This window comes from Halomonas sp., from assembly GCF_041689495.1.
Classification (GTDB): domain Bacteria; phylum Pseudomonadota; class Gammaproteobacteria; order Pseudomonadales; family Halomonadaceae; genus Halomonas.
Map to the genome: position 1 here is coordinate 1 of NZ_JBDNGD010000154.1, position 1,863 is coordinate 1,863.

The following is a 1,863-nucleotide window of genomic DNA, read 5'->3' on the forward strand; positions in this document are numbered from 1 at the left end:
CACCGGGAGCAGGCTGGGCTCAGGTCGACACCGAGCAAGACGCCTGGTACTTCGGCATCTGGGCCAACCCGAAAACCCTGGAGATCGTCACATACTGCGAGGGCGACGTATCACGTGACCAAGCAGACAGCGCGGGCGAGTTTGCGCAAGCGCTGCGCGATATGGAGTCGCGGGTGCGCGGGAATGGGGGCTGGCTTAGAGTAGATCCTGGTTTCACACCCAACATTATTGAGGCCAAATTCCGAAACATGGGCCTTGGCGATCTGATCCACTAACCGAAAACCCAACCCCTGGAGTCCACAACATGAGAATGATCTTAATCGAACATGCCGAAACTCACCTGGTAGAGGCCAAGATGGCCCTACACAATGCGCACCGCGCAGCAGAGGCACAGTTGTCAGAGATGGCAGCATCCTACAGCAACAGCGCTGCCATGCACCGGCGCGCATACGCGCGTCGTATGCGGCAAGCGCTCGCATGCGTCCCGCTAAGAATCATACAGTAGCTAGTCATCACGGCCAGGGACGGCCCACACGAAGGAGTCCACAACATGACGATGACCGCCGAGAACATCGATCGATATCTCGAGACTGTAGAGTGGCTCCGCCGGCGGTACACCGTAGGCGGTCGCCTCGAGACTACGCGCGAGGGCCAATACACTCGATATGCGCAACTTGCCGCCCTGGCCGCTGTAAAGCACCTGCATTTTGACCTCGAGCTAATGCCTGAGCTCCGCATGGCAGCCGCCAAAGCTGAGCGGGGCGCCTCGTGAGCGCCCCTGACTGCCAGCCCTGGGCAACCGGGGCCACCTATCACCGAGGAAACACACAATGAATAAACAGACCGTCACCGGCACGCTAACAATCGTTGAGCGTATGCGCTCCAGCCCCAGCGGCAACCCCAGGTTTTTGGTGCGGGTAGGAAATACCCTGTACAGGACGATGCCAGACAGCGACTTCGGCTATGACGTTACGAACCTGGAGGGGAAAGAAGTTGAAGTGGCTGTGCGGATGTACCACGAACACCCGTCCATCGAGTCCGGAGGGCCGGTACCTATCATCGGCAGAACGACATGAAAAAGCCCCCCTACAACGAAACCGCCTGGCGTGCGATGCTGGGCGACCGCGGGAAGGGCCACAAACGCGACGAGCTCCAGCGCAAGCGCGCCCGGAACCAGATCCGCGCAAACACTGGACACTAAGGAGAACGACAATGACACACACCAAGCCCATCCAAATCACCACCCGGCAGCTAATGGACCTCACCTGGGCCGTCGAGACCATTGTGGCCGACGATCACAACCTCGACACCCACAAGGGAGAGGTCTCATGCGACGCCGACGGCGAGCCAGTCATGGAGACCTGGTATCAGTCGTATATTTACGGCGTCTGCGTGCTGTGCTGCGTCGAGCGCCCCGGGGTCACTTACACGATCGAATGGCAAGCCAACGGGGGTGAGGAGACCCTGGCCGACGCATTCGACTTCACCGTCGAGGTTAACCCCCTCGGCGAGAACGAGCTGGACGCCGGCAGCCTCGAGATCGTAAACAAAGAGGGCGATTCCGTCAGTACGTCCACTGTCCACGAGATCGGCAACGCTATCGAGCAGAGTGTCTGCTGGGAGCATGAAGTCAAGAAGCGCCTGCCCACGATGCCCGGACCGGATAGCCTCGACATGGACAACGTCATGGACACCGACATGGAAACTATCGAACTGAACCGCGACGACGGCCCCGACGTGCGCTTCACCGGCGAGGAGATAGCCAGCGCGAGCAGCTACAACTACCAGGGCCCGCGCAACATTCGCTGGACCGAGTTGGCCCTGCACCGCACCGCGGGCGGCAAGTGGGTCTGCCACGAGGTC

At 60.3% G+C, this 1,863-nt stretch carries 4 protein-coding genes; all 4 read left to right on the forward strand.

The features are described from left to right. Positions 1-275: hypothetical protein (locus tag ACESMD_RS05220; protein ID WP_372610996.1), on the forward strand; the 275-nt coding region annotated here is incomplete at its 5' end. A gap of 275 nt (positions 276-550) precedes the next feature. Further along, complete coding sequence (locus ACESMD_RS05225) at positions 551-772, forward strand: hypothetical protein (protein ID WP_372610998.1); 222 nt, start codon at positions 551-553, stop codon at positions 770-772. Positions 773-830: 58 nt separating this feature from the next. Then, the gene (locus tag ACESMD_RS05230) at positions 831-1,076 is read left to right on the forward strand and encodes a hypothetical protein (RefSeq protein ID WP_372611000.1); all 246 of its coding nucleotides are present in this window, start codon (positions 831-833) and stop codon (positions 1,074-1,076) included. A 136-nt stretch (positions 1,077-1,212) separates the two neighbouring features. After that, a partial coding sequence (locus tag ACESMD_RS05235; protein WP_372611002.1) for a hypothetical protein occupies positions 1,213-1,863 on the forward strand: 651 nt, incomplete at its 3' end.

Coding starts and splice junctions, on each gene's coding strand:
- ACESMD_RS05230 (WP_372611000.1), top strand. CDS start 831: ATGAATAAACAGACCGTCACCGGCACGCTAACAATCGTTGAGCGTATG.
- ACESMD_RS05225 (WP_372610998.1), top strand. CDS start 551: ATGACGATGACCGCCGAGAACATCGATCGATATCTCGAGACTGTAGAG.